18 protein-coding genes are annotated in these 23,023 nt (G+C 64.9%); 16 read left to right on the plus strand and 2 right to left on the minus strand.

From position 1 onward, the window contains the following. Nucleotides 1-11 precede the first annotated feature (11 nt). The 10 genes from FYK34_RS04510 to FYK34_RS04555 all read left to right on the plus strand — a co-directional run bounded on the left by FYK34_RS04510 (nucleotide 12) and on the right by FYK34_RS04555 (nucleotide 14,086). A complete protein-coding gene (locus FYK34_RS04510) occupies nucleotides 12-1,283 on the plus strand; it encodes a hypothetical protein (RefSeq protein ID WP_149295254.1) in 1,272 nt (423 codons plus the stop codon). Further along, nucleotides 1,261-1,737 (plus strand): hypothetical protein, encoded by a 477-nt coding sequence (locus tag FYK34_RS04515; RefSeq protein ID WP_149295255.1) that lies wholly within the window; start codon nucleotides 1,261-1,263, stop codon nucleotides 1,735-1,737. Before FYK34_RS04510 ends, FYK34_RS04515 begins: the two co-directional genes overlap by 23 nt. 145 nt (nucleotides 1,738-1,882) lie before the next feature. Further along, nucleotides 1,883-3,742, plus strand: coding sequence for a type VI secretion system baseplate subunit TssF (gene tssF, locus FYK34_RS04520; RefSeq protein WP_149295256.1), 1,860 nt, complete (start codon nucleotides 1,883-1,885; stop codon nucleotides 3,740-3,742). Beyond that, a complete protein-coding gene (gene tssG / locus FYK34_RS04525) occupies nucleotides 3,706-4,725 on the plus strand; it encodes a type VI secretion system baseplate subunit TssG (protein WP_149295257.1) in 1,020 nt (339 codons plus the stop codon). Before tssF ends, tssG begins: the two co-directional genes overlap by 37 nt. 15 nt (nucleotides 4,726-4,740) lie before the next feature. Further along, nucleotides 4,741-5,457, plus strand: a complete 717-nt coding sequence (locus FYK34_RS04530) for a tetratricopeptide repeat protein (RefSeq protein WP_149295258.1) — start codon at nucleotides 4,741-4,743, stop codon at nucleotides 5,455-5,457. 33 nt (nucleotides 5,458-5,490) lie between these two features. Beyond that, on the plus strand, nucleotides 5,491-8,130 hold the full coding sequence (tssH, locus tag FYK34_RS04535; protein ID WP_149295259.1) for a type VI secretion system ATPase TssH: 2,640 nt from the start codon (nucleotides 5,491-5,493) through the stop codon (nucleotides 8,128-8,130). 12 nt (nucleotides 8,131-8,142) lie between these two features. Continuing rightward, entirely contained in the window at nucleotides 8,143-9,579 is a 1,437-nt protein-coding gene (locus FYK34_RS04540) for a hypothetical protein (RefSeq protein WP_149295260.1), read from the plus strand. Further along, entirely contained in the window at nucleotides 9,576-9,839 is a 264-nt protein-coding gene (locus FYK34_RS04545) for a PAAR domain-containing protein (RefSeq protein WP_149295261.1), read from the plus strand. Before FYK34_RS04540 ends, FYK34_RS04545 begins: the two co-directional genes overlap by 4 nt. 9 nt (nucleotides 9,840-9,848) lie before the next feature. After that, nucleotides 9,849-10,934, plus strand: a complete 1,086-nt coding sequence (gene tssA / locus FYK34_RS04550) for a type VI secretion system protein TssA (RefSeq protein ID WP_149295262.1) — start codon at nucleotides 9,849-9,851, stop codon at nucleotides 10,932-10,934. 203 nt (nucleotides 10,935-11,137) lie between these two features. Beyond that, the gene (locus tag FYK34_RS04555) at nucleotides 11,138-14,086 is read left to right on the plus strand and encodes an ankyrin repeat domain-containing protein (RefSeq protein WP_149295263.1); all 2,949 of its coding nucleotides are present in this window, start codon (nucleotides 11,138-11,140) and stop codon (nucleotides 14,084-14,086) included. 67 nt (nucleotides 14,087-14,153) lie between these two features. Here the strand turns inward: FYK34_RS04555 and FYK34_RS04560 are convergent, their stop codons facing one another. Continuing rightward, nucleotides 14,154-14,627: a cupin domain-containing protein gene (locus tag FYK34_RS04560; RefSeq protein ID WP_149295264.1), complete on the minus strand. Its 474-nt coding sequence runs from the start codon at nucleotides 14,625-14,627 to the stop codon at nucleotides 14,154-14,156. Between the two features lie 115 nt (nucleotides 14,628-14,742). On the opposite strand from FYK34_RS04560, the gene FYK34_RS04565 reads away from it, so the two are divergent. Next, a complete protein-coding gene (locus FYK34_RS04565; protein WP_149295265.1) occupies nucleotides 14,743-15,723 on the plus strand; it encodes a GlxA family transcriptional regulator in 981 nt (326 codons plus the stop codon). Here the strand turns inward: FYK34_RS04565 and FYK34_RS04570 are convergent. Continuing rightward, a complete protein-coding gene (locus FYK34_RS04570) occupies nucleotides 15,720-16,505 on the minus strand; it encodes an AraC family transcriptional regulator (RefSeq protein WP_149295266.1) in 786 nt (261 codons plus the stop codon). The genes FYK34_RS04565 and FYK34_RS04570 overlap by 4 nt on opposite strands. A gap of 311 nt (nucleotides 16,506-16,816) precedes the next feature. Here FYK34_RS04570 and FYK34_RS04575 point away from each other — a divergent pair, with 311 nt between their 5' ends. From FYK34_RS04575 to FYK34_RS04595, 5 genes are all read left to right on the plus strand, one after another. After that, complete coding sequence (locus tag FYK34_RS04575) at nucleotides 16,817-17,743, plus strand: 4-hydroxyproline epimerase (RefSeq protein WP_149299765.1); 927 nt, start codon at nucleotides 16,817-16,819, stop codon at nucleotides 17,741-17,743. Nucleotides 17,744-17,787: 44 nt separating this feature from the next. Then, nucleotides 17,788-18,735 (plus strand): dihydrodipicolinate synthase family protein, encoded by a 948-nt coding sequence (locus FYK34_RS04580; protein WP_149295267.1) that lies wholly within the window; start codon nucleotides 17,788-17,790, stop codon nucleotides 18,733-18,735. Between the two features lie 126 nt (nucleotides 18,736-18,861). Beyond that, complete coding sequence (locus tag FYK34_RS04585; RefSeq protein ID WP_149299767.1) at nucleotides 18,862-20,433, plus strand: aldehyde dehydrogenase (NADP(+)); 1,572 nt, start codon at nucleotides 18,862-18,864, stop codon at nucleotides 20,431-20,433. 3 nt (nucleotides 20,434-20,436) lie between these two features. Beyond that, on the plus strand, nucleotides 20,437-21,696 hold the full coding sequence (locus tag FYK34_RS04590) for an NAD(P)/FAD-dependent oxidoreductase (RefSeq protein ID WP_149295268.1): 1,260 nt from the start codon (nucleotides 20,437-20,439) through the stop codon (nucleotides 21,694-21,696). Between the two features lie 99 nt (nucleotides 21,697-21,795). Then, a complete protein-coding gene (locus tag FYK34_RS04595; RefSeq protein WP_149295269.1) occupies nucleotides 21,796-22,944 on the plus strand; it encodes a branched-chain amino acid ABC transporter substrate-binding protein in 1,149 nt (382 codons plus the stop codon). The last annotated feature ends 79 nt before the right edge of the window (nucleotides 22,945-23,023 follow it).

Genomic DNA, 23,023 nt, shown 5'->3' on the forward strand with positions numbered 1-23,023 from the left:
GGAGTGAAGTGATGGGCGCTGCCAATACTGCAGGACAGAGTTTGTATGAAGACTCTCTTAAATCTTCTAACTCTGGCAAGCCTAATGTAACTATCATCAAAGTGCCGCGTAAGATAACTTTATTGACCCCGCTGCATGATGGTTCAAAGAACGATGGGTCTGGAGAAAAATTCCAGAAGGCAATGATTTATGACAATAAATATGAGTTTGCTGTAACGTTGATGAATGGGGATGAGCCTGCGAATGGTGGGCAATATTGCTGGGCTATCGAGTATGAAAGTCCTGACACATCAAAAGGTCAGATGGTCAGGAAAGAGCTGGGAAATCTAGGTAGCAAGGCGAAGATAGAAATCGATGATCCTGATTTTTGTGGTTGTGATTTGACAGTCAAAGCTTATCTGGATGATCCCGATCAGAGCTGTGAACTGGTCCAGTTTGTACATAATCGCTTCCGCTGGTTTGACTCAAAGCGTGTACAGACGCAAGTTCAGGAGCGGATGCAAGAGCCATGGCGGATTGATCAGGGTAGTAGTAGTTTGTGCGGGATGGCCGCGCTGTATTATGTGACGATTAAGAGAAGTCCGGATCGATATAGAAAAATTGCGCATGAGTTACATCGGACTGGGTTGTGCAAGATCGATGATTTTACTATTAAGCCATCTGATTCTATGTATGAGATCAAGCCGAAGGATAGTGATTACGAACACATGAGCATGTGGGAGGCTGACTGGATTGTGCTTGCGGGTACGAGAAGCTCGGAAAGTAATCTAGGGTATCATGGCATTGAGACGGGAAGTTGGGATCAATTTACTGCAATTAACTGGCCAGGAATGATGGAGGGGCTGGTTAAAAAAATTGCAGGCTATGGTAATGCTAGTGCTGTTGGTATTAGCTTGATTGGGACTGTTGTAAAAAAAGCTTTCTCTTATAGTGGAGAGGATGTGTCGCCTGCACTTGCTGATTTGAAGTGTATTGATGGCCTTAAAAGTAAAGGGCATCAAATTCTTCTAATGATAGATGCTAAGATGATTAGAAATAAATCAGGTTATAGTATTGGTGATCTTCAAGAGTCTCATTGGGTTGTATATGAGGGTGGTCTTTTGGATGGTAAAAATCAGGTAAGTTTTGAAGTGTATACTTGGGGTTATAATCCTAAAACTATTAGGAAGTATAACTTGGACGGGGAGCTAAGTGATCCAGCAATAAGCTTGGTGAGACCTCCCAATGGTATTGATAACAGTGCTTTTGAGAGTAATTATTATGGTTATATCGAAGCTTTCTAAATTTGTGATGATTTTTGGCGGCAGTATTTTGATGTCTCATTGTGCTGTGGCTGCTGAGTGCGAAAGCTTGATTAATAAATTTTCCATCCAGCATTGGAAAGGGAGTATTCCAAAAAATGCAGTGCTATATAGATATCAATCGGATGGAAAATTCATTAATCCTGTTCAGGTAAGTAAGAATACTTATCAAGCTGATATTTGGTGGCCCAGGGAGAATAAGACACCAACTTTGATTATGAAATTTTCTGATTATGGGGTGGAGGATTTGCCTGTTGATGCAGATTATAAATTGGTATTGGAGAATATGTATCAATTTAAGATTTCAAAGTTGGAAAAAACAAGAGTGTCGCTAGGCTGTCAACTTGGAGGTGGGAGGGTAAATAGTTGCAAAACAATATTTGGTGGTGAGGGGATTACTTTTAATCGGGAGTGTGCGGAAGTGATTAAGGAGTGAAAATAGCATAGAAGTGGACCTGATAGGTTTTTAGATAGAGGTTCTTTTCAATATGGTAGCCAAACTAAATGAGTCATGACTGTTTGGTGACTATGACAACTTAACAATAGATCGCCTGCTTTTGGGCGAATGTGCCTTGTAAAGCATGCTTGAATCCTTACTCCCCTACTACGAACGCGAACTCGGCCAGCTGCGTGAGCTGTCCGGCGAGTTCGCGCGCCGCTATCCCAAGATCGCCGGCCGGCTGCAGATGGAAGGCGACCAGTGCGCCGATCCGCATACCGAGCGGCTGATCGAGGCGTTTGCGCTGCTGGCGTCCCGCATCCACAAGAAGCTGGATGACGATTATCCCGAGGTGGCGGAAAGCTTCCTCGATGTGCTGTATCCGCATTATCTGCAGCCGATTCCATCCGCCACCATCGTGCAGTTCGAGTGCGATCCGGCGCGGCCGGAGATCGCCAAGCGTTACCGCGTGGAGCGCGGCCAGGCGGTGCATGCGCCGGCCATCAACGGCGTGGTGTGCAAGTTCCGCAGCGCCTATCCGGTGGACCTGTATCCGCTGTCCCTGAAGGACGCGCGGCTGGAGCTGACCAGCGGCTCGCCCTACCTGCGTCAGCTGGCGCCGGACGCGGCAGCGCTGCTGACGCTGGAGTGCCATACCCATGGCGGGCTGACGCTGAACCACATCGGTTTGACGTCCTTGCGCTTCTTCCTGGACGGCGAGCCGGCGCTGATGCACCTGTTGTACGAGCTGCTGCTGTCGCAAGTGCTGCGCATCCGCGTGGGCGATGGCAGCGACGATCCGGCCCGCACCTTCACGCTGCCGGCCAAGGCCATCCGCCCGGTGGGTTTTGGCCGCGACGAGGGCATGCTGGAGTACGACGAGCGCTCCTTCATGGGCTACCGGCTGCTGACGGAATACTTCTGCTATCCGGAAAAATTCCTGTTTGTCGACATCGCGGAGCTGGACAAGGCAGCCGCGCGGCTGAATGGCGAAAAACTGGTGCTGCAGCTGGCGCTGGGCGATTACCCGGACAGCGAGCGCCATCACCGGCTGCTGACGCAGCTGCAGCCGCAGCATCTGAAACTGGGCTGCACCCCGGTGGTGAACTTGTTCAAGCAGCCTGGCGAGCCTATCCGCGTCAGCCATCAAAAGACTGGCTACCCGGTGCTGGCCGATGGCCGCAAGCCACAGGCCTACGAGGTGATCCAGATCCGCAAGGTGGTGCGGGTGGAAAAGTCCGGCGAGGGTGAAACCAGCGAGGAAGTGCCGCCGTTCTACGCCACGCGCCATGGCGCGGAGAAACAAACGCCGCGCTTTTACTGGCATGCCAGCCGCGAAGGCTCGGTGCGCGCCGGCGACAAGGGCACGGACCTGGCGCTGCATCTGGTGGACCTGCAGTTCCACGCGGTGCGCCCATCGGCCGAGGTGCTGAGCCTGGACCTGCTGTGTAGCAACCGAGACCTGCCGGAGCAGATTCCGTTTGGCGGCAGCCAGGCCACGCAGCGCACCGACTTTACCCTGCCGGGCCATTCGGTGGTGAAGCGGGTGCGCCTGTTGCGCAAGCCTTCCGCCACCCAGCGCAGCCCCTTGGGCCGCGCCGTGCAGTGGCGGCTGATCTCGCACCTGTCGCTGAACTACATGTCCATTGTCGACTCCGGCGTGGCCGCGCTGCAGGAAATGCTGGCGCTGTACAACCTCACCGGATCGCCGGTCAACGTGCGGCAAATCCAGGGCGTGGTGGGCATTCATAGCGAAGCGGCGGTGACGCGCGTCACCGGCCGCGACTTTGCCGGCTTTGTGCGCGGCAGCGACATCCGGCTGAAACTGGATGCGGACTACTATGTGGGCGGCAGCGTCTACCTGTTCGCTTCGGTGCTGGAACGCTTCTTCGCGCTGTATTGCGCGCCCAATAGCTTCACCCGCCTGCGGGTGGAGACCGTGCAACAGAATCAGGAGGTGGCGGCATGGCCGGCCAGAGCGGGCGAAGCCCTCGTGATCTGAGGCAGGAGCTGGCCGCCGACGCCAGCCAGTTCGGCTTCTTCCAGGCGGCGCGCATCCTGGGCCTGTCCGGCCTCAAGCGGGCCGGAGCCAAGCGCGGGCGGCTGCCGGAGCGGCTGCGCTTTCGCACGCTGGCGTCGCTGTCCTTCCCAGCCAGCGAGCTGACCGGCTACCAGCCGGCGGAGGAGGGCAGCGAGGCGGCGGACGAGATGACCATCAGCTTCATGGGCCTCACCGGGCCGAGCGGCGCCTTGCCCACCGCGTATACGGAGTTGTTGCTGGAGCGCCGTCTGCGCCACCGCGACGACACCATGCACGCGTTTTTCGACCTGTTCAGCCATCGCGCCGCCTCGCTGTTTTTCGAGGCCTGGTGCAAGTACCGCAGCTGGATCCATGTCGAAGCCGGCGAGCGCGATGGTTTCACCCGCAACCTGCTGGACCTGGGCGGCGTGGGCCTGGGCCAGCTGCGGCAGCAGATGGGGCCGGACGCGCAGCTGGACGAGCGCATGTTCGTCTATTACGCCGGGCTGCTCAGCCAGAAACCGCTGTCGGCGCAATCGCTGGTGACGCTGGTGGAAGGTTTCTTCGGCGTCAAGGCCAGCCTGGAGCAGTTTGTCGGCCAATGGCTGCAGGTGCCGCGCGCCGAGCAGAGCCAGCTGGGCGCGGACGGCTGCGAGCTGGGCCTGTCCGCCTTTGCCGGCGAGCGCATCTGGGACCGCCAAACCAAGATCAAGCTGCGGCTGGGGCCGATGAGACGCGAGCAGTTCAACGCGCTGCAGCCGCACGCGGCCGGCGCGCAGGCGCTGCGTGCGTTGATGCAATACGCGCTGGGCCATAGCCTGGCGGCCGAGGTCTGCCTGGTGCTGGACGCGCGCGACGTGGCGCCGGCGGTGCTGGGCTCGGACGCGCTGAGCCTGGGCGGCGACAGCTGGCTGGGACGGCCGCCTGGCCATCCCGACGATATGCGTTACACGCTGTTGAACTGATAGGAACCCTGCATCATGGGCATCATCAAGCGACTGTTGGGCCGCGGCAAACCCGCCGAGCTGCGCGTGGCGCGCCAGGCGGAAACGCCGCCCGAGCTGGAGGCGGCCGTGGCCGCGCTGCAGCGCGAGGATTGGGGGCAGACGTTGCGGCTGGCGCAGCCTTATCTGGAGGCGCGTTCAGGCCGCTTGCGCGCCGACGCCTACCGGCTGTGCGCGCTGGCCACCGGCCGCCAGGGCCAGTGGGACACGGCCTTTTCCTGCTGGCTGAGGCTGTTCGAGCTGGAGCCGTCGGCCCATAACGCCTTGCAGCTGGCCAGCGTGTCGGTGATGGCCGGCCAGGTGGATAGGGGCAAGGCCTGGATGATGAAGTTTGACGAACTGAACCGCGAGAGCCGCGAGTTTTCCTGCGCCATGGCTTACGCCAATTTCGCCTCCGCCCTGGCGCAGGCCGGCCACGCGGACGAGGCATTGCCTTACCTGACCTGTCTGCGCGAACTGTATCGCCAGCTGAAAATCACCGACGACATGTTCCTGCACCAGCGCGGCGTGCCGTTTTTCGGCGCCTTCCTGGAAAACAGCTGGGCGCTGCTGCGGCCCTGCCTGGACGATGGCGCGCTGCTGGACTGGTACCGCGTCATGCTGGACGACCTGGACGAAGACGGCCGCGCGCGGCTGAACGCATGGCTGGACGACGTCATGCCCTGCGCCGCGGCCAACGATGAATCACCCTGAATCGACCATTCAAATCACCCGCATTGGAAAATCATGTCTGTATCGTTGAAATCGCTGATTGACCGCCTGACGCCCACCGCGCGCCAGGCCATCGAACAAGCCGCCAGCCGCGCCTTGGCCCGCACCCATTTCGAGATCGAGATCGAACACGCCTTGCTGGCGATGTTCGATCAGGACAATAACGGCGCGTTGGCGGCCCTGCGCGCGCTGGGCGCGGACCTGGACCGCGTGGAGCGCGAGCTGGACGCCGCGTTGGATAATTTCCGCAGCGGCAACACCCGCAACCCGGTGTTGTCGTCCTGGCTGCCCAAGTGGCTGGAAAAGGCCTGGCTGCTGGCCAGCGCCGAACACGGCCAGGACAATGTGTCCACGCTGGACCTGATGCTGGCGCTGTGGCAGGACGACGCCTTGCGCGGCGCGCTGCAGTCCGGCGCGCCGGCGCTGGCCAGGCTGGACGCCGGCAAGCTGAAGGGCGCTTACGCCGCGCTGCGCCAGCATGGCAGCGAGGCCGCGGGCCATGCCGCCGCTGCCGAAGCCGGCGAGGGCGAGCAAGGCGACGCGCCGGCCGCGCCGCAAGGCAAGCGCGGCAGCCCGGCCCTGGACAAGTACACCATAGACCTGACCGCGCAGGCCCGCGCCGGCAAGATCGACCCCATCCTGGGCCGCGATGTCGAAATCCGCCAGATGATAGACATTCTGATGCGCCGCCGGCAGAACAACCCCATCCTCACCGGCGAGCCGGGCGTGGGCAAGACCGCGGTGGTGGAAGGCCTGGCGCGCAAGATCGTGCTGGGCGAAGTGCCGCCGGTGCTGGCCGGCGTGACCCTGCGCACGCTGGACCTGGGCTTGCTGCAGGCCGGCGCCAGCGTCAAGGGCGAGTTCGAGAACCGCCTGCGCCAGGTGATAGACGAGGTCAAGGCCAGCCCGGTGCCCATCATCCTGTTCATCGATGAGGCGCACACCTTGATCGGCGCCGGCGGCGCGGCCGGCCAGAACGACGCGGCCAACCTGCTGAAGCCGGCCCTGGCGCGCGGCGAGCTGCGCACCATCGCGGCGACGACTTGGGCCGAGTACAAGAAATACTTCGAGAAAGACGCCGCGTTGGCGCGCCGCTTCCAGGTGGTGAAGGTGGAGGAGCCGGTGCCGGAAATCGCCGTGCAGATGGTGCGCGGCCTGACCCACGCCATGGCCGACCACCACAAGGTGGAAATCCTCAACGAGGCGGTGGCCGCCGCCGTGCATCTGTCCAGCCGCTACATCGCCGGCCGCCAGCTGCCGGACAAGGCCATCAGCGTGCTCGACACCGCCTGCGCCCGCGTGGCGCTGTCGCGCGCCGGCAAGCCGGGGCCGATCGAAGACGTGTCGGTGCTGATGGACAACATCGACCGAGAGATCGCCGCGCTGAAGCGCGAGGAAGGCCATGCCGAGCGCATCGCCGAACTGGAAGCGCAGCGCGCGGAGCTGGAAGGCAATCTGCAACAGCTGCATGAGGCATGGGCGGCGCAGCAGAAGCTGGTCGAAGAAATCGACCAGCTCAAAGCGCAGCGCGACGAGGCCAAACCGGCCAAGGGCAAGAAGATCAGCCCGTTGCAGGCCAAGCGCAAGGAATTGCGCGAGCTGCAAAAGCACCAGCCGCTGGCCTTCGAATGCGTGGACGAAAGCGTGATCGCGGACGTGATCGCCGGCTGGACCGGCATTCCGCTGGGCCGCATGGTCAGCAACGAGCTGGAACAGGTGCAGAAGCTGGCCCAGCTGCTGGCCGAACGCGTCATCGGCCAGGACCACGCGCTGGAGCAGATCGCCGAGCGCGTGCAGATCGCCAAGGCCGGCCTGGAAGACCCGGGCAAACCCAAGGGCGTGTTCATGCTGGTGGGGCCGTCCGGCGTAGGCAAGACCGAGACCGCGCTGGCATTGGCCGAGGCGCTGTACGGCGGCGAGCGCAACCTGATCACCATCAATATGTCCGAATACCAGGAAGCGCACAGCGTGTCCGGCCTGAAGGGCTCGCCCCCGGGCTATGTCGGCTACGGCGAGGGCGGCGTGCTGACCGAGGCCGTGCGCCGCAAGCCTTACTCCGTCGTGCTGCTGGACGAGGTGGAAAAGGCGCACCCGGACGTGCTGGAGCTGTTCTTCCAGGTGTTCGACAAGGGCGTGCTGGAGGATAGCGAAGGCCGCGAGGTGGACTTCAAGAACACCATCATCCTGCTGACGTCCAACGCCGGCACCGACCTGGTGATGCGCGCCTGCGAGCACGGCGTGACGGTGGAGGACGTGACGCGCGACCCGACTGCGGAAGACCTGGTGGAAATCCTGCGCCCGACGCTGCAGAAGACCTTCAAGCCGGCCTTCCTGGGCCGCCTGACCATCGTGCCGTACTTCCCGATCAGCGACGATGTGCTGCGCGCCATCGTCGAGCTGAAGCTGGAAAAGATCCGCCGCCGCATCGCCGACAACCACGGCGCGCAGGTGGAATTCCCGGCCGATCTGGCCGAGCAGATGGCCGCGCGCTGCCTGGACGTGGACAGCGGCGCGCGCAATGCCGACGCCATCCTCACCCGCACGCTGCTGGCGCAGATCTCCAACGATCTGTTGTCGCGCATGGCCACGGGCAAGCCGGTGAAAAAGATCGCCGTCTCGCTCAAGGGCGAGCAGGTGAAGGTGAAAGTCAGCTAAGGAGCGTTGCCCATGTGGAGAATGTTGGCCCTGTTTACCGGCGCCAGCGTCAGCTGGTGGGCGCTGCTGTGGCTGGTGCTGCCGCAAAGCTGGCAGCGCATCAGCCCGTCCGCCATCCTGCTGCTGCATCTGGGGCCGCCCATGCTGTTGAGCGTGGGCGTCAAGGTGTGGACGTTCTTGAAAGAGAAAAAGGCCAAGGCCGAGGCCGAGCAGCAGGAAGCCCAGGCGGAGGCTGAGCGCGTGGGCAAGCGCGAGGAAGCGCGTGCCCGCCACGCGGCGGAGCTGGAGGAGCGCCGCCGCGCGGCCAGCTGCCGCTGGCTGTGGGCCGCCGCCGTGCCGGCCAAGGACGAGCCGGCCTGGCTGGCGGAAAACGCCGACGGCGTCTGGTGGACGGCGCTGGACAAGGACGAGGTGGAGGCGGGCGAACGGCTGGACGCGCTGTCGCCGCGCATCGCTGACATGCTGTCCAGCCTGTATGCCGAAGCGCCGGGCGCGGCCTGGCTGCCGCTGTATCTGGAGCCGATGCGCGAAGTCCCCGGCGTGGAGCAGCTGACCCGCGTCAAGGAGTTGAGGCAGCAGGCGGCGGCAGAGGCGCTGGGCGCCGACGCCCACGTGTCCGGCGAATGCCGCTTCCTGCCGGGCAGCGGCCAGTTGGCGGAGCGCGTGCTGCAGGTGCTGCAGCAGGACCCGGAAGCGCCCGGCCTCTTGGTGCTGGCCGCCGACGCGCCGCTGGCCGCGCAAGACGAAGACGACGACTGGGGCGAGGCCGACCCCGCCGTGCGCGAATACCGCCGTTGGCATGGCGAGCCCGGCATGGCCGTGGTGGCCATGCTGTTCCTGCGCGATGATCTGGTCGCGCCGGCCGAGCCGGAGCAGGAGGCCGAGGACGCCGACCCTTACCAGCCGTATTGGGAAAAGGATTTTTCCGGGCCGGCCGCCGGCTGGGGCGTGGTGCCGCCCAGCCGCCAGGCCAGCCTGGCCGCGCTGCCGGCGTTGGCCATCCTGGCGCAGTCCAGCTCCACCCAGCTGGCGCAGGACAAGGCGCTGCAGCTGGCGCGCAGCCTGCAGCCGGTGCTGGACAACGCCCTGGTCAACGCCGCGCTGCTGGACTACCCGTTCAGCGCGGAGGAGGCCAAGCCGGAAAACCAGCAGGCCGCCTCGGTGGCCTGGCTATGCCACAACAGCGGCCAGATCGACGTCGGCGGCGTGCGCCTGGCGGCCATCGCCACCGCGCTGTCGCGCCACGAGGTGGAGCTGCACCCGATAGACGAGGCGAGCAATGTGGTGCGCGAGTGGGGCGACGCCGGATCGGCCACGCCCATGTTGATGACCGCCACCGCGGTCAGCCACTGCGCGCGCTTGCAGGCGCCCGCCGTGATCACCCATTTCCATGATGAGCTGGTGTCCTTGGCCTTGGCCCGGCCGCCGGCAGAGGAGGCCACCGCATGAAAGCGGCAATTCGTTTGGGCGACCCCACCGACCATGGCGGCAAGGTAGTCAGCGCCGCGTCCAGCACCACCTTGTTCGGCAAGCAAGTGGCGTGCGTCGGCGATGCCGTCACCTGCCCGCAGCAGGGCCACGTCAATTGCACCATCGTCGAGGGCGACGGCAGCTGGCTGGTGGGCGGCAAGCCGGTGGCGCTGGACGGCCACAAGGTCAGCTGCGGCGCCACCCTGATTTCCACGCTGCCCCAGGTCGGAAAAGGCTAGAGAAAGATTATGGATCAGAGCATTGAACACTTGATGCAGCCGGTGAGTCCGGCTGCGCCGGCCGGGGAAGACCTGGCGTATTCCTTGGTTTTCGACCAGATTCGCGAAGCGCGGCGCAGCGACGACCCCTCGCTGGCGATGGGCGATTGGGAACAGACCCTGAAGACGGCTGAGTGGCCGCAGGTCATCCGCTTGTGCGAAGACGCGCTGCAAAACCAGAGCAAGGACCTGCAGCTATTGGCCTGGTACGCCGAGGCGCAGGCCCAGGTCAATGGCGTGGCCGGCCTGGCGCGCGGCCTGGCGCTGGTGAACGGCTGGCTGGAGCGCTATTGGGAAAATGGTTTCCCGGAACTGGACCCGCATGATCTGGACGAGCGCGTGGCCAAGCTGGAGTGGATGAACCAGCAGCTGGGCCTTGCGCTGCGCAATGTGCCTATGACCAAGCCGGAGTTCGGCGGCTACAGCTGGCACCAGTGGCAGCAGTCGCGCGATGTGGAAAACCTGGGCCTGAAAGACAGCGAGGCGCGCGAGGCGGCCATCGCCGAAGGCAAGCTCAGCGGCGACGCCTTCGAGAAATCCGCTGTCCTGTCCGGTCATGGCTGGTTCCAGGCCAAGGCCGAGGAACTGGTGGCGCTGCTGACGGCTTACGAGGAGCTGGACAGGTGGGCGGACCAGCGTTTTGGCGCGGAAGCGCCCAGCCTGGCGGATATCCGCAACGCCATTTATGCCTGCCAGGACCTGGTCCTGCGCTACCGTCAGCAATTGGGAGGCAACAAGCCCGCGCCGCAAGCTGCCGCCCAGCCCGCAGTGGAGCCGCGCCCCGCCATGAATCAAACCGTGTCCAGTCCCGTTTACACCGCCGCGCCGGCCAGCAACTTCAACGGCCAGATTCGCAGCCGCCAGGAGGCCGTCACCGCCCTGACCGAAGTGGCGCGCTACTTCCGCCACAACGAACCGCACAGCCCGGTGGCCCTGCTGGCCGAACGCGCCGCGCGCTGGGCCGAGATGAGCCTGGAAGAGTGGCTGCAGCATGTGGTGAAGGACAGCGGCACGCTGAGCCAGCTGCAGGAGCTGCTGGACGTGAAGCAGGAGTAAGAGGCGGCCGGGCGGCATGACCGCCCGGCGCCGCCTGAGAACGGCCGCGTGAGCGGCCGTTTCGTTTCCGAGCAAGTGTTCCTGTGTGCGGCGCCAGGCGCTGGCCCGGTTTTTTTGATTTCCACCATACTGCTACGTCGATGAAAAAAAGCCACCTTAGTCGTTTGCCCTTAGCCCCTGCTCCCGCCGCGCTGGCGGGATGTTTGACCTTGCTACTTGCGCTTGCCTGGCCCTCGGCAGCGGACGCGCAGGCTGCATCCGCCATGGCGGCTGCGCCTTGTGACTGCAAAGACCCGTACCGGGAATACCAGAAGCCGCCCACGGCTGATGTGCTGGCCCTGTTTCAGGCCGCGCAAGACGGTGACGAGGCGCGGTTTGCCGAGAAGATCGCCGGTATTGCCGATGTTTCTGAATACGCGGTCAAGGGACGGCCGCTGCTGGATGTCTTGTTGTCGCTTTCTCCCAAGCTGCTGCCGCCTGGGCAGTACTGGGCTGCCTGGAGTAACCTCCCGGCGCAGACTCGGCAGCAGATCAAAGCCAGGCATGAGGCCATGCTGCCGGCCAAGACGAGGATGCTGGCGCTGGCGCTGCAGCACGGCGCCAGTGTGAAGGATGTATCGTACCAGGCCCGCCGGCCCCCCTTGCAGTCGGCTTTGGTCTGGGGTACCCCCGAAATGGTCAAGCTGCTGTTGGCGCATGGCGCGGACGTCAATCAAACCGGAGAAACGGGTCAGACGGCGCTGGAGGTCGCGCTGGAACCTGCGTTTTCGCGCGATGCCGGCTGGAAACCTGTGTTTGTCTCGCCGGAGGCGCGCACCGCGATGATCGAGATGTTGCTCAAAGCCGGAGCGCGGCGCCCCTTCCAGTCGCTTGACGAAGATCGCGGCCCTGGCGGCCGTCCCTACGCGGATGAGCTGTTGTGGCCGGCGGTGGCGGCGATGACCCGAGGTGATGAGGTGATGAGCCGGATCTCCGCCCTGGGCACAACACCTGCGCTGGATGACGGGCAGGACAGTTCTTTGGCGATGGCGGCGCGCACCGGCAATCTGGGCGGCCTGCAATGGCTCAAGCGGCATCTGCCGCGGACCATCGATCAGGCAAAGAGCGAGAGTGACGGCAAGATGGGGCCGTTCGATCTGTGGCTCAATGCCGCCGCCTGGGCGCTGTACCCGCATGATCGTTTTGGGGTGCCAGGGGCGAGCCGAGATCAAATCCTGTCGGCGCTGATCGTGCCGGGCATGCCCTGGCTGCAGTCCACGGGCAAGTGGGCGGGCGAGTGGGACCCGCTGGAGAGAGGCAATCGGTCATTTCCGCAAACGGGTAATACTCTCTTGCACCATCTTGTACATGCTGGCGACGAAGCCTGGGTGGCGCGCGTGGTAAAACTGGGCGCACCGGTGGATGGCGCGCCGGGCGAGAGCCAGACGCCGATGGCGCAGGCAGTGAAGGATGGCAATGTGTCCATGGTGCGTCTCTTGCTGTCGCTGGGGGCTGACCCGTTGGCCAAACAAGTGGCAAGCTCCCCCTTGTTTGCCGCCATCGTGCCAGACCCGTTCGCTGACGAGGTCAGCGCGGAGCAGGAGAGGAGCCGGCGCGCGCGCCGCGTGGAGATGTTGCGATTGATGCTGGCCAAGCTAACGCCAGAGCAGAAGGCAAGACTGTCTCAGCCAGCGAATTCGCCTTTCCCGGCTGCGCTGATGCGGTATGGCGAGTCGGCCGGCGAGATGGTGAACGCCTTGTTGGCCGCGGGCCTGTCCGTGCCGCCTTTGGATGGGCTCACATTGGCTGATGCTTTGCGCGTGGATGACCCGAAGGTGATGCAGGCCTTGTTTGACCAAGGCCTGCGGGTGCGCGAGCGGGAGAGCGGTGACGTCCCGGTGCTGGTCGTCGCGCGAAAGCGGCACGATCTGATGGCGCGGTTGTTGGACGCGGGTGCCAACCCTAATCTGCATGACGGGTTCGGCATGAGTGCTGTGGCCTGGGCGGTGCGGCTAGGAGACGTCCAGGGCCTGGATCTGCTGTTGGCCAAGGGAGGCAAGCTGGATGATGCTGTAAAGGGCAAGCCCATGGCTGTGCTGCATGAACTGGCCGTGCGCTCAGGAAGCGCGGCCATGCTGGCGCGGCTGGGCTGGGCAAGTGCCAGCCTGGCGCCGCTTTGCTTTGCCGGCCAGTGGGATCTGGAGGCCTTGGTGCTGGAAAGCGATGATGCGCGCTGGTCCTGGTTGCTGAGGCAAGGGTTTGGCAAGGCCTCGGGCGCAGACTGTTCCAAGTCATCAGCTAGTGAACGTCTGCTCATCTCTTTACTGGCGGATAAGGACTCCTACGAGGCCGGATGGAGCGGCGCACGTTTGACAAAACGCCTGCCCCAGCTGGCTAGGCGCTCACCGGTCTCACCGCAGTTCGGGCGCAAGGCGATGCGGGAGGCCGCGGATGCGGGGCGTCAGGACGTGGTGCAGGCGCTGCAAGGCTTGGGCTTCGCCGTGCCGCGGGGCAACGCGAAACCCATTGTGATGCACCCTGTCTCGGTAGGTGAGAGGGCTGCCATGGCCAAGCTGGCGGGAGACTACTATCTGCGTGGAGTGAGGGAGGTGGGTTCGCAGATTCGTCTGGGTGCTGACGGCCGCTTTGCCTTCATGTTGTCCTACGGTGCAGTGGACCAGGTTGCGCAGGGGCAATGGGGCTTGCGCGGCAAAGAAGTATGGTTTCAGAGCGCGGATACGGCAGAGGCTCCTGGTTGGCAGCCTTATCGTCTTGAGCAGGTTGCCCGGTCTGGCGCGCCGCTTGGGGCAGGGCCATACCGCATCCAGGTGCGTTACCGCCAGCGCACGGTGGACAATGTCGCGGTAACCGTGTTTGGCTGCCAGGCTCCGCAGCGAGATCAGGGGCTGACGCAAGGCAACGGCTGGACCAGCATGGGGATGGAAGGCAATATCTGCCAGATTGTTTTGCGTTACCCTGGCATTCAGCGCGGAAAACCCTATGTCTACGATTTGCCAGCTGCCGAACGTGCGGCGGGGCGCCGGGATTTCGTATTCGAAGCGACACCGGGCAAGCAAGATGAATCGCAGCCGTTTCAGGCCCGGATGGCGCGAGAGGGCGAGAGCCTGGTGTGGCTGGATACTGACCGGCATTGGCGCTATGTCAAGCAATAAGTGAACTTGCGCCGGCAGATGGCTGGAGCCAACCAGCCGGCGCTAGGTGCGGGATGATGCAGGCGTGTCAACCGTCCTGGCGACACCAGGCGGGTTTGTCTGCCAGCAGCTCGCCGTCGTCTATGGTGCCGACGTGCAGGCTGTTCTGCTGGACTTGCAGCACGATATAGACCAAACCCTCCTCGCCGGTGTTGCGCAGGGCGCGCGCAGCCGGCGGCGCCACGCGCACGACGGATCCTTCCTCAACCGGCAGCAGCGCATCGTCCACTTGCACTTCGCCGCTGCCGCGCAGAAACAGATAGATTTCCTCATGTTCGCGGTGGCGGTGCAAAAAGGGCATGCCCAGTCCGGCCGGCAGCAGGCCGAAGGAAACCTCCGCCCCGGTCAGCGCCAGCGGCGCCTGCAGGAACACCTTGCCCGGCACTGGGCGCTCCCCCAGCGGCGGCATTACAAAGCCATACTGGCTCAGTTGGCCCAGGGGGCCGAGGGCGGCATGGCTATAGTGTTGGCCGTGTTTGGCTTGAACTGTCGCGGCTTGCATTTCGTTCTCCTTAGTGTGCTGAGTGATCTTGCCTATTGGCTAGGCAGGCCCAGTCTAGGCTTGCTGATTATGCAATTTGAGTGGCAATATGGCCATTTAATGAGTGGATCTTGCCATGCATGAAATCGCCCTCTTGCTGACCGACGGGTTTATCGGCGGCGGCGCCACCGGCATGCTGGATGTGCTTCAGTTTGCCAATCGGCTGGCCGCGCGCGGCGGCGCGCCCTTGTTCCGCTGGCGCTTGCTGAGCGCGGACGGCGGCATGGTTGTCTCGTCCAGCGGCGTGCGGCTGGCGGCCGATGGCGATTTTGCCTCTGCCGCTCAGGCCGATACGCTGGCGTTGGCGCCGTTCATCTATCGAGACCTTGCGGAACTGGAGGCGCGGTTGACGCGCTTGCGCGGGCTGGGCGAGCGGCTGCACCGCTGGCAAGCAGAGGGCAAGCGGGTGATGAGCCACTGCACCGGCGTGGCCTTGCTGGCAGAGAGCGGTTTGCTGGAGCAGCGCGCGGCCACCATCAGCTGGTGGCTGCTGCCGTGGTTTCGTTCCCGCTACCCGCAAGCGCGGCTGCAGCCTTACGCGATGCTGACGGAGGATGCGGGCGTGATTTGCGGCGGAGCCACCACCGCCTATCTCAATCTTGCCCTGCGCCTGGTGGAGCAATATGGCGGCGCCGATCTGGCCTTGGCCTGCGCGCGCTTGATGCTGGTGGATGCCAACCGCGTCAGCCAGGCGCCTTATGCCAGCCTGCAGGACTTTTCCGGGCATGACGATGAGCTGGTGCTGCGCTGCCAGCACTGGTTGCTGGACAATTTACGGCAGCCTTACCGGCTGGCCAGCCTGGCCCAGGCGGCCGGGGCTAGCGAACGGACGCTGATGCGGCGCTTTGGCCAAGTGCTGGGACAAACGCCTTTGCAATATCTGCAGCAGCTGCGGCTGGACAGCGCGCGGCGCATGCTGGAAGGCACCGCCTTGAGCCTGGACGAGATTGTGGAGCGGGTGGGGTATCACGATGCCGGCACGTTCCGGCGGCTATTCAGCCGCGAGCTGCGATGCACGCCGGCCGAGTACCGGCGCCGGTTTGGCCGCGCCGACTAGCGGCGCTCATCCTGATCCAGCTGTTGGCGGTATTGGCGCGGCGTCAGCCCGGTCAGGGCCTTGAACTGGCGGCTGAAGGCGCTGTGGTCCGTGTAGCCGCAGCGCAGCGCGATGTCCGTGATGGCCATGTCGGTCTGCAGCAGCCGGTGCGCGTGCTCCAGCCGGGCCTTGTGTATCATTTGCCGCGGCGAGAGGTGGAACACTTTTTTGCAATAGCGCTCCAGCTGCGCGGCGGACATGCCGGCGATGCCGGTGAGCTGCGCCATGGAAACCGGCTGGCTGAAATGGCGGCGGATGAACTCGTCCACGGCGGCCAGACGCTTATAAGCCGGATGGCTCTTGCTGGCCGACTGCAAATCCAGCGAAATGCCTATCAGGCCTATGATTTCGTCTTGCCGGTTGTACAAGGGCCATTTGTAGGTCAGGCACCAGCCCGGTTCCCGGCTTTTGAACAGATGCAGCTCCAGCTGGCCTTCCAGCACCAGGCCGTCTTGCAGCACCTTGATGTCCTGCGCCGTATAGACCGGCCCCAGCTGGGCCGGAAACACTTCCGCGCTGGTCTTGCCCAGCAGCGGCTGCAAATCCTTCAAGCCGCAGCGCTGCGCCAGCGTCTGGTTGGCGCAAAGATAGCGCGCCCTGGCGTCCTTGATGAAGATGGCCGCGTTGGGGATGAGGTCCAGCACCGGCAGCAGCGGGGCAAGGCCTGCCAGCCAGTCTTCTAGCGATGCCGGTTGGCGTCCTTCCCGCCAGCGGGCGATGGCTTCAACCGTCGTGCTCGTCATCCTTCCCGCCTTTCTGGATGGGCCCGCCGCCGCGCAGGGCCGCCCTCCGTCCTTGCCGTCTGATCCATCCCACTGCTGCCGCGTCCTGTCTGATCCCGGGCCGCTGAGCGAGCCAAGCTGCCGCGCCGCCCAAACTATGCCGATTTCGTCATGACAACTGATGATAGCCATCAAGATTGTCGGCGGCAACGCGGCCATGCTATCGGGGTGGCAGCGAACAGGGATGCGGCGCGGAGAGGCAATGGAATCCACGCGCTGCGGGATAACGGCGCGGGCGGCCGGACTTGACGGGGTTTGGAATGGACAAGCGGATGCGGCAACTGGAGGTCATAGACTCCCACACCGGTGGCGAACCCACCCGGCTGGTATTGAGCGGCTTCCCCGCCTTGCCGGGCGGCGGCATGTCGGATAAGCGCGACGCGTTGCGCGAGCGGCACGATCAATGGCGCCGCGCCTGCCTCTTGGAGCCGCGCGGCAATGATGTGCTGGTGGGCGCGCTGTATTGCGAGCCGGTTTCGGCGGACGCCGCCTGCGGCGTGATCTTCTTCAACAACGCCGGCTACCTGGGCATGTGCGGCCACGGCACCATCGGCTTGATCGCCTCCTTGCACTACCTGGGATGGATAAGGCCCGGCGCGCACAAGATAGATACGCCGGTGGGGACGGTCGGCGCCGTGTTGCATGAAGACGGCGCGGTGACGCTGCGCAATGTGCCGTCCTATCGCTACCGCCGGCAGGCGGCGGTGGAGGTGCCCGGCCATGGAACGGTGATTGGCGACATCGCCTGGGGCGGCAATTGGTTTTTCCTGGTGGCCGAGCATGGCCTGAGCGTGCGGCTGGACAATGTCGAGGCGCTGAGCGCGTTCAGCTGCGCCACGATGCAGGCGTTGGCGGCGCAGGGCGTCACCGGCGCGGACGGCGCGCCTATCGATCACCTTGAGTTGTTTGCCGACGATGAGCATGCAAACAGCCGCAACTTCGTCATGTGCCCCGGCAAGGCCTATGACCGTTCCCCCTGCGGCACCGGCACCAGCGCCAAGCTGGCCTGCCTGGCCGCTGACGGCAAGCTGGCCGAAGGCGAGCGCTGGGTGCAGGCCGGCATCACCGGCAGCCGCTTCATCGGCCATTACCAGCGGGAAGGCGACTTCATCCGCCCCTATATCACCGGCCGCGCCCATATCACGGCCCGCGCCACGCTATTGATCGACGAAGAAGACCCCTTCGCGTGGGGCATCTGAACCCCGCGCGCCTCACCTGAATGAATGCCGCAAGGAGCAAGACAATGAGCGATAACATTTTCACCGGCTGCATCCCGGCGCTGATGACCCCGTGCACCGCCGATTGCCAGCCGGACTTCGACGCGCTGGTGGCCAAGGGCAAGGAGCTGGTGTCCCTGGGCATGAGCGCGGTGGTGTACTGCGGCTCGATGGGCGACTGGCCGCTGCTGAGCGAGGCCCAGCGCCAGGAGGGCGTGGCGCGGCTGGTGGCTGCAGGCGTGCCGACCATAGTGGGCACCGGCGCCGTCAACACCCGCGAGGCGGTTTCCCACGCCGCCCACGCCGCCAGGGTGGGGGCGCATGGCTTGATGGTGATCCCGCGCGTGTTGTCGCGCGGCGCGTCGCCGGCCGCGCAAAAGGCGCATTTCTCGGCCATTCTGGCTGCCGCGCCCAAGCTGCCGGCCGTGATCTACAACAGCCCCTACTATGGCTTCGCCACCCGCGCCGACCTGTTCTTCGAGCTGCGCCGCGCCTATCCCAATCTGATCGGCTTCAAGGAGTTCGGCGGCGCTGCCGACCTGCGCTACGCCGCCGAGCACATCACCTCCCAGGATGACGAAGTCACGCTGATGGTGGGGGTGGATACCCAGGTGGTGCACGGCTTCGTCAATTGCAACGCCACCGGCGCCATCACCGGCATAGGCAACGCGCTGCCGCGCGAAGTGCTGCACCTGGTGGCATTGAGCCGGGCGGCGGCCAGGGGCGATGCCGTCGCCCGCCGCCGCGCCGGCGAGCTGGAATCGGCGCTGGCCGTGCTGTCCTCCTTCGACGAGGGCTGCGACCTGGTGCTGTATTACAAGCACCTGATGGTGCTGAACGGCGACAAGGAATACGCGCTGCATTTCAACGAAACCGACACGCTGAGCGCCGCCCAGCGCCGCTATGCCGAAACCCAGTACGCGCTGTTCCGCGAGTGGTATCGCCGCTGGTCGGCCGAGCAGAACGTCGCCTGACATCCCACCCCCGCCGCGCCATTGCGGCGCGGAGGCTCACTGGAAGCCATGAACAAACCCTCCCAAAGTCCTGAGTCAAGGCTGGGGCAGGGGGTGTTCGCGGCGCTCAATCACGCAGGAGACATGATGAATCTGACAGGCATGATGCTCATCGGCGGGCAGGCTGTGGCCGGCCGCCGCGAGAGGATCCGGGCGATAGACCCGTCCACCGATCAAGCTCTGGAGCCGGGCTATGCCGGCGCGGACCGCGAACAAGTGGAGCAGGCCTGCGCCTTGGCCTGGGAGGCGTTTGATGCCTACCGCGAAACCGCGCCGGAAACGCGGGCGCGCTTTCTCGAAACCATCGCCGACGAAATGGAAGCGCTGGGCGATGCGTTGATAGAACGCGCCATGACCGAGACCGGCCTGCCGCGCGCCCGCTTGCAGGGGGAGCGCGGCCGCACTTGCGGCCAGCTGCGGCTGTTCGCCCGCACGCTGCGGGCCGGCGAGTGGCTGGACGCGCGGGTGGACCCCGCCATGCCGCAGCGCCAGCCCTTGCCGCGCGCTGATCTGCGTCAGCGCCAAGTGGCGCTGGGGCCGGTGGCGGTGTTCGGCGCCAGCAATTTCCCCCTGGCCTTCTCGGTGGCCGGCGGCGATACCGCTTCCGCGCTGGCGGCCGGCTGCCCGGTCATCGTCAAGGCCCATAGCGCCCATCCCGGCGTCAGCGAGCTGGCGGGGCGGGCCATCGCGCGGGCGGCGGAGAAATGCGGGCTGCCGGCCGGCGTGTTCGCGCTGCTGTTCGGCGACGGCCGCGAAGCGGGGCAGGCGTTGGTGGCCGATCCGCGCGTCAAGGCGGTGGGCTTCACCGGCTCGTGCAGCGGCGGCCTGGCCTTGTGCCGGCTGGCGCAAAGCCGGCCGGAGCCGATTCCGGTGTATGCGGAAATGAGCGCCACCAATCCGGTGTTTCTGCTGCCGGCGGCGCTGCGGGCGCGCGGCGAGGCGCTGGCGCAGGGCTTCGTCGGCTCGCTGACGCTGGGGGCGGGGCAGTTCTGCACCAATCCCGGCTTGATCATCGCCGAGCAGGGCCCGGCGCTGGATGGCTTCCTTGCCGCCGCGTCCGCGTTGCTGCGGCAGAGTCCGGCGCAGACCATGCTGACGCCCGGCATCTTCCGCGCCTACCAGGCCGGCGTGGACGCGCTGTCCGGCCATGCCCGGCTGGCGGCCGCCGGCTTGCCAGCTACCGGGCCGAACCAGTGCCAGGCCCAGCTGTGGCTGGCCGATGCGCGGGATTATCTGGCCAAGCCGGCCTTGCGGGCCGAGGTGTTCGGCGCCGCCGCCCTGATCGTGCAATGCAAGGACGCGCGGGAGTTCCGCCAGTTGGCCGAGCAACTGGAAGGCCAGCTCACCGCCACTCTGCAGCTGGACGAGGGCGATCTGGACCTGGCCCACGCGCTGTTGCCCACGCTGGAGCGCAAGGCCGGCCGCATTTTGGTCAACGGCTGGCCCACCGGCGTGGAAGTGTGCGACGCCATGGTGCATGGCGGGCCGTACCCGGCCACCTCGGACGCGCGCGCCACCTCGGTGGGCACGGCGGCCATCCAGCGCTTTCTGCGGCCGGTCTGCTATCAGGACTTCCCGGACGCGCTGCTGCCGCAGGCCTTGCAACACGCCAATCCGCTGGCGCTGCGCCGCCTGCTGGACGGCAGTCGGGAGGGCTGAGCCATGGCGCGCGCTCTTGCGCCCGGCGCGGCCGTCATCGTGGTGGGCGCCGGCGTGGTTGGCATCGCCGCCGCCTTGCAGCTGCGTCTGGCCGGTTTCGAAGTGACGCTGCTGGACCGCGGCGAGCCGGCGATGGAAACCAGCTATGGCAATGCCGGCGCTTTCGCCGTCAGCGACGTGATTCCGCTGGCCGAGCCGGGCGTGCTGCGCAAGGTGCCCGGCTGGATGCTGGACCCGCTGGGGCCGCTGGCCCTGCGCTGGCGCTACCTGCCCACGCTGGCCCCCTGGCTGCTGCGCTTTCTGGCCGCCAGCCGGCCGCGCCGCGTGGCTGAGCTGACGCAGGCGCTGGCCGCGCTGCTGGGGCGGGTCAACGACGACTACGCCGGGCTGATCGCCCAAGCCGGCCTTGGCCATCTGTGGCGGCGGCACGGCAGCCTGACGCTGTATCGCAGCCGGGAGGAGTTCGACGCCGCCGCGCCGGCCTGGGACGCCAAGCGCCGCCATGGCGTGCAATGGCAGGCGCTGGACCGCGAGGCGCTGGTGGGAGAAGAGGCGGGCTTGGGCGAGCAATGGCGCTACGCGGTTAAGGTACCGGCGTGGTCCCATGTGGACGACCCCTATGTCTTCAGCCGCGGCCTGTTCGACGCCTTTCTCCGCGAGGGCGGCTGCTTTGTGCGGGACGAGGCGCTGGCCACGACGACGGAAGCCGGCCGCGTGGCCGGCGTGGAAACGACGGGCAGCGGCCGCCTGCGCGCCGACGCGGTGGTGATCGCCTGCGGCGTGTGGAGCGACCGCTTCGTCAAACAACATCAATACCGCGTGCCGTTGGAGAGCGAGCGCGGCTATCACGTCAACCTGCCCAAGGCCGGCGTGGCGCTGCACCACTTCATCCAGTGCGCCAGCGAGAGCTTCGTCATCCTGCCCATGGCCAACGGCGGCTTGCGCCTGGCCGGCACGGTGGAGCTGGCGCATCGCGACGCGCCGCCGGATTGGCGCCGCGCCCACATCCTGCTGGACAAGGCCAGGCGCATCGTCGGCGATTTCTCCACCGAAGACATGACGGTGTGGATGGGCAACCGCCCGTCGCTGCCGGATACCCTGCCCATCATCGGCCCGGCGCCGCAGCCGGGGCTGTGGTTCGCCACCGGCCACGGCCATCTGGGCCTGACGCTGGCGGCCACCACCGGCGCGCTGCTGCGCGACATGTTGCAGGGGCGGGTGCCGGCGCTGGATATGCGGCCGTATCGGCTATCTCGTTTTTGACCCGGCCTCAGGCCGGCAGAGACCGGCCGCGGCGGGGGAGCGGTAGCAGGGCGGGCCGGGTGGTTTGCCCTGGTCAATGCAGCAACAAGGAGACATCTCATGGCTTGGAACAAACTGTTTGCGCAAATGAACTGGGTGGCGGCATTGGGCGGCATGATGGCGCCGTTCGCCATGGCGGCGGCCCATGCCGATACCGTGGTCAAGATAGGCTTCGCCTCGCCGTTGTCTGGCCCGCAGGCCCACTATGGCAAGGACAATGAAAACGCCGCCAAGATGGCGGTGGACGATGTCAACGCCAAGGGCCTGGTGGTGGGCGGGCAGAAGATCCAGTTCGAACTGGTGTCCGAGGACGACCAGGCCGACCCGCGCATCGGCACCCAGGCGGCGCAGCGGCTGGTGGACGCTGGCGTCAAGGCCGTCATCGGCCATTTCAACTCCGGCGTATCCATCCCGGCTTCGCGCATTTACTCAGAAGCTGGCATCCCGCAATTGTCTGTCGCCACCAACCCGGCTTATACCCAGCAAGGCTACAAAACCACCTTCCGCCTGGTGGGCAGCGACAGCCAGATAGGCGGCGCGCTGGGGCAGTTCGCCGTCAAAACGCTGAAGGCCAAGACCATCGTCGCCATCGACGACCGCACCGCCTACGGCCAGGGCATCGCCGACGAATTCGTCAAGGCAGTGGCCGCCAACGGCGGCAAGGTGGCGCGCCGCGAATTCACCACCGACAAAGCCACCGACTTCACCGCCATCCTCACCTCGCTGAAGGCCGTCAATCCGGACGTGGTGTTCTACGGCGGCGCCGACGCCCAGGCCGCGCCAATGGTCAGGCAAATGAAACGGCTGGGACTCAAGGCCAAGCTGATGGGCGGGGACATGCTCAGCACCCCCACCTTCATCCAGCTGGCCGGCGCGGACGCGGCCGGCCATTACTCGGCGGTGGCCGGCGGCGTGCTGGGCGCCCGTCCGGCGGGCAAAGAGTTCGAGCGCCGCTACAAGGCACGCTTCCATCAAGACGTGGTGCTGCTGGGGCCGCAGTTCTACGACGGCGTGATGCTGGTGGCCGCGGCCATGAAGCAGGCCGGATCGGTGGAGCCGGCCAAATATCTGCCCAAGCTGGCCGCCATCCGCTATAGCGGCGTCACCGCGGACTTCGCCTTCGCGCCCAACGGCAATCTGTTGAAAGCGCCGGTCACGCTATCCACGGTGAAAAACAACGCCTGGGCGGTGGAAACGGTGGTCCGCTGAGCGTGACAGCTTAAAACGATATTTCCCCCGGCGTACTCCCTGGGCCGGCTCTCTTTATGTAGAGGCCGGTTTTTTATTT

The sequence above is a fragment of the Chromobacterium paludis genome (assembly GCF_008275125.1).
GTDB lineage: Bacteria > Pseudomonadota > Gammaproteobacteria > Burkholderiales > Chromobacteriaceae > Chromobacterium > Chromobacterium paludis.